The organism is Frankia sp. CcWB2 (assembly GCF_977927585.1).
The window spans coordinates 1-4782 of sequence record NZ_CDWRCM010000211.1; the positions used below are offsets into that span (position 1 = coordinate 1).

General features: G+C 72.5%; 5 protein-coding genes and 1 pseudogene. 4 read left to right on the plus strand and 2 right to left on the minus strand.

Features of this window, described 5'->3' with window-relative positions:
* The 4 genes and pseudogenes from ACY45C_RS18305 to ACY45C_RS18320 form a co-directional block, all read left to right on the plus strand.
* A pseudogene (locus ACY45C_RS18305) lies at window positions 1–148 on the plus strand (thiopeptide-type bacteriocin biosynthesis protein); the annotation flags it as partial.
* A 5-nt stretch (window positions 149–153) separates the two neighbouring features.
* Window positions 154–1056 (plus strand): rRNA adenine N-6-methyltransferase family protein, encoded by a 903-nt coding sequence (locus ACY45C_RS18310; RefSeq protein ID WP_462188799.1) that lies wholly within the window; start codon window positions 154–156, stop codon window positions 1054–1056.
* Complete coding sequence (locus ACY45C_RS18315) at window positions 953–1357, plus strand: hypothetical protein (protein WP_462188800.1); 405 nt, start codon at window positions 953–955, stop codon at window positions 1355–1357. Before ACY45C_RS18310 ends, ACY45C_RS18315 begins: the two co-directional genes overlap by 104 nt.
* 17 nt (window positions 1358–1374) lie before the next feature.
* Entirely contained in the window at window positions 1375–1698 is a 324-nt protein-coding gene (locus tag ACY45C_RS18320; RefSeq protein ID WP_462188801.1) for a hypothetical protein, read from the plus strand.
* A gap of 20 nt (window positions 1699–1718) precedes the next feature.
* Here ACY45C_RS18320 and ACY45C_RS18325 read toward each other — a convergent pair whose 3' ends face one another.
* Both ACY45C_RS18325 and ACY45C_RS18330 read right to left on the minus strand, forming a co-directional pair.
* On the minus strand, window positions 1719–2111 hold the full coding sequence (locus ACY45C_RS18325) for a hypothetical protein (protein WP_462188802.1): 393 nt from the start codon (window positions 2109–2111) through the stop codon (window positions 1719–1721).
* A gap of 240 nt (window positions 2112–2351) precedes the next feature.
* On the minus strand, window positions 2352–4782 hold a 2431-nt coding region (locus ACY45C_RS18330), incomplete at its 5' end, for a DUF7846 domain-containing protein (RefSeq protein ID WP_462188804.1).

A 4782-nucleotide genomic window follows, 5' to 3' on the forward strand; every position in this document is an offset into this window, starting at 1 on the left:
AAACCGCGGCCTCCGCGCGGTTCTCGCCCACCACATCCTGTTCGCCTGGAACCGTCTCGGCATCCCCGCCTCCGACCAGGCGCAGCTCGCCCACACCGCCGCCGACATCATCTTCGATGACCTCGGCCCGATCCCTGACGAACGGTGACCACGATGACCACCCGCACCCCCGAGCAGCTCCGCGACAACCTGGTCGCCGACATCCATCGCTGGGGCACGTTCCGAACCGCCCAGGTCGAAGCCGCGTTCCGCACGGTCCCGCGGCACCTGTTTCTGCCCGACGTCGACCTGGAAACCGCCTACGCCCCACAGGTCGTCGTCACCCGCCGTGCCCCCGACGGCACTGCGCTGTCCTCGGCCTCCCAGCCCAGCCTCATCGCCGCCATGCTCGAACAGGCCGACGTCCAACCCGGCCACCGCGTCCTAGAGATCGGCACCGCCACCGGCATCAACGCCGCGCTCCTGGCCGAGCTCACCGGCCCGACCGGCCAGGTGACCACCATCGAGATCGACGAGGAACTCGCCGCAGGCGCGCGCACCGCGCTGACCACAGCCGGCTATGAGCGCGTGGACGTCGTCCATGGGGATGGTGCGGCGGGCCACCTGGGCGGGGCGTCCTACGATCGGATCGTGATCACGGCCGGGGCCTGGGACCTGGCCAAGGGCTGGTGGGACCAGCTCGCCCCCGCTGGCCGCATCATCGTCCCCTTGCGTCTGCACGGAAGCGGCCTCGCCCGCTCCCTCCCGCTCGACGCGGTCGGGCCGGGCCGGCTGGTCAGCCGCTCGGCGCTCGTCTGCGGCTTCGTCCCCCTACGCGGCACCAACGCCCACACCGGCCACGCCCTCACCCTCGCGGACGGCGTCGCCTCTGCGCGTCGACGACCACGACCCCGCCGACGAGACCGCGCTGCGCGCCGCGGCGGCCAGCCCACCCCACAGCCTGTGGACCGGGTTGACGATCCACGACGACGAACCGACCGCGCACCTCGACCTGTGGCTCGTCACCGCCGGCGCCCGGTTCGGCCGCCTCGCCGTCGACACCACCGTCCGCCCTGACAGCCCGCTCGCCCCGACGCGACGCTGGGCCGGAGCCACCATCCACGACGGCACCACCATCGCCTACATCACCCTGCGCCCCCTCGCACCCGACACCGACGAACTCGGCGTCACCGCCCACGGCCCCCACGCGGCCACCCTCGCCGCGCACCTCACCGACCTGCTGCACCAGTGGCGCAAAGATGGCCTCGCCGAACCTGTCGTCACCGCCCATTCCGCGGACACCCCGGACGACCAGACCGTCGCCGGACACCGCATCGACCGGCCGAACAGCCGACTCACCGTCCGCTGGCAGCCCTGAAGACGAGGCACCACCCGATGGCCCTCACCACGTCGACGGATGCGGCACCCACGGCGTTCGCCCTCGTCGCCCCACGGTTTCCCCTCGTCCCCCGTGACCGGCCATTCTGCCCAGCCCTCGACTCCCGGATCGCCCACGTCGCCGCCCTCGCCGCCCAAGCCGCCGAGGGCGGCGACAACGCACTGCTGCGCGCCGCCGAAGCACACAACCTCGCAGCGCTGATCGCCAGCGACTGCGGACTACCTGACCTCGCCCACCGCCTCTGCTGGCGCCAATCGACACGCTTTCGTTCCACCGCCCTCTCGACGGGGCAACGGCGAAACTCGCCCTCCAACCCTTGATCAACCTCGCTCGTCTGCGGCTACGCACCGGTGACGGTCTCGGCGCCTACCGCCTCCTCGCCGCGCTCTACGGCACCGTCGCAGCGAAAGCCGAGGCCACTCTCGATGGCCGAACCTTCGCGTTCAACGACCTCGTCACCGCCGCTGACCATCCCCAAGTCGTCAGCTGGCTGTGGACCGTCCTGCTCGCCGACGGAACACGCGCCCTGACCCGCACCGGCCGCTGGGCCGAAGCCCTCGACCACCTTCACCGCCACAAAGGCCTCGGGCGACGTCTCCTCGACGGCCGCCAGACCGCGATCCTCGCCCACCACGCTCGTCAAGACCATCACGCCGCCGAGCAGATCCTCGCCTCCACGACGATCATCCAGCCCTGGGAACAGGCCGTCGCCACCTGCCTCCGCCTCCTCCACGACCACCCCACCCCGACCTCACAGCCACCCCCACACCCCGGAAAGGACCCCGGCCGCCCGCCCGGAGCGACATCCGGGCCCTCGGCGTACCCGAAACCGGCCGGGAAGCCCTCCCCGCCGATTTCGATCACAAAACCGACCGGCAAACAATCACCATCACGCTACTGGCGGATTTGGGTCTGACCCCGGCGCCGCACCGGTCAAATCCATCGAATTATCTGGTCACGATCCGTTCCCCGGTCACGTCGCACCGACCGAGACGACCAGCGCCGGACGGACCGGGGCGGGCAGCCATCCCGCTCCGGGCCGGTTCGGCACCTGACGCCAGCCCAGGCCGGGCACGAGCAGGGCCAGCTCCCCGGAGGGACGCCGGGCCAGCGGGATCCGCTCCTCCCAGCGTGCCGCACCGGCTCCCGTCGGCACGGTGAACCCGACGACGAGCTCGTCGGGCAGCGTCGCACCGGCGATGCCGAGCTCGTCCGGTCCGAGCGGGGTGCCGGTCGTCACCGTGAAGGTGTGCGTGATCCCGGGAGCGTCCGCGGGCCCGGCGTCCGCGGGCCCGAACTGGACGGTTCTGGTCGTGGCACCCAACCGGATGTATAGGGTGCCGCCGGAGCCACCAGCACCACCAGCACCACCAGCACCACCAGCACCACCAGCACCACCAGCACCACCGGGATCGCGCGCCGTCACCTGGACGCGGACGCGGTTGCCGGCGACTTGGCGCAGCGCGGTGAAGGACCCGAAGTAGCTCGCGGGCGCGGCCGGGTCGACGATCTCGTCGGAACGCAGCCGGTAGACCGCCCGACCCGGCATCCGGTCGGGCAGGGTGGCCGTGCCGGCACCGATGTCGGCGGCGTACACCACCGGCCCGGCGAGGTCCGGGGTGTTCCGCAGCATCTGGTACGGCACCTGGGTGTAACGGCTCGGGACGCCGGGCGTCACGACGACCACCGCCGGGCCCGGGTAGCGGTCCGGCAGCAGGGCGTCGAGGAACGCGTTGCGGTCGTTCACCCATCGCTGGCCGGCGACCTTGTCCGGGATCGCGTCCACGGTGAGGAGGATCAGGCCCGCGGCGGCGAGGACCACGAGGACGGGTCCGCGCAGACCTGATCTACGCAGAACGGGTCCGCGCGGGACGGGTCGCCGCGGTCCGGTCCGGGCCGGCGGGGAGCCGGTGCCGGGCCACGGGGCGAACCACCGTTCGCTCATGGACCACACCCGGCGGGCGCCGTCGGCGGCGAGAATCATGATCGGGGCGAACGCGGCCAGATGGTAGTGCGGGCCGAGTCCGTTGAGCAGGCCCGGCATCGCGAACGCCGAACCCCACCAGAAGAAGTAGCCGCCACCGACGGCGGCGACGATGACGACCAGCAGGACGCGCTCGGGACGGCGGTGCGCCCGCAGCGCGCCGACGATCGCGAGCACGAGGACCGCGACGCCCCCGAACACCCAACTCGGGGCCGCCGCGACGGTACCGTGCAGGGCCTCGAAGGCGAGCCGGCGGGTAAACAGGAACGTCGGCTCCGACGGCAGGATGCGACGCGGCCCGAAACCGAAGCGGTCCAGCGGATCGGAGGCCGACAGCGGCGCCCGGAACGCAGAACCGGTCACCCGCCAGCAGTACGCCAGGAGCACGACAACGAACGGCGCCAAGCCGGCGAGTGCCCAGGCGGTCCGGTGCGCCACCGCACGCACGAACCGGCCACTCGCGGACCGGCCACTCGCGGACCGCCACAGCCGCGCCAGCACGAACACCACGACGGGAACGGCGACGATCACCGCGTCGAAGGGCCGCAGGAGCAGGACGAATCCCAGGCCTGCCCCGCCGCCGATGAGCGACAGCCGCGCCCCGGTCCGGCCGCCACGCAGCAGCGCCGCGCACGCCAGGGTCAGCGTCGCGGCTCCGCACGCGTAGGCGAGGGGCAGCGAGGTGTGCACCAGGGCGAGCGGGGACAGCGCGACGAACACCGCCGCCGTGACCGCGGTGACCGCGTCGTCGAAGAGCTCGCGGGCCAGCCGGTACGTCCCGGCCACCCAGCCGGCCGCCACCAGGGCCGGGGCGACGGCCATGGTGGCGAACAACGCCTGGGACGCGGCGAGCAGCGCCGGCCACCCGGGCAGGTACTTGGTGAACACCCGCCCGTCGTGCTCCCCGGTCAGCCAGGGCCGGAAGAACGGCTCGACGGTGTTCGCGTCCAGGGTGAGGCGGCCATCGAGCAGCATGCGCGCCTGCAGGACGTAGGCCGCCTCGTCCGCGTCACCCGAGCCGTGCCGGTACAGCGTCGCCTGCAGGACCAGGCTGACGACAAACGAGCACCCGCAGATGGCCGCGACGATCAGCGCCGGCGTGCGGCCCGACCGGCGGCGGGCCGGTACCGCGGGCGGTGCCGGCTCCGGTACCAACCCCGGCTCCGGTACCACCGCCAAGTCCGGTACCGTCCCCGGTTCCCGCGCCGATGCCCCCGACGACGCGGACGTCCGGATATCGGTGCTCATGCGCAGTGAATGGCCGGCAGGGACCGCCATGCCGAGCCGGTCATGTCCATCCGCCCGCCCTCCGCCCCCGCCGTCCGTCTGACGGACCGGCCTCGACGCGCACCGGCACGACATAACAGACATAAGAGTAGACAGCCGGTAACCGGCCACGACTGCCGGGTACCAGGTCAAA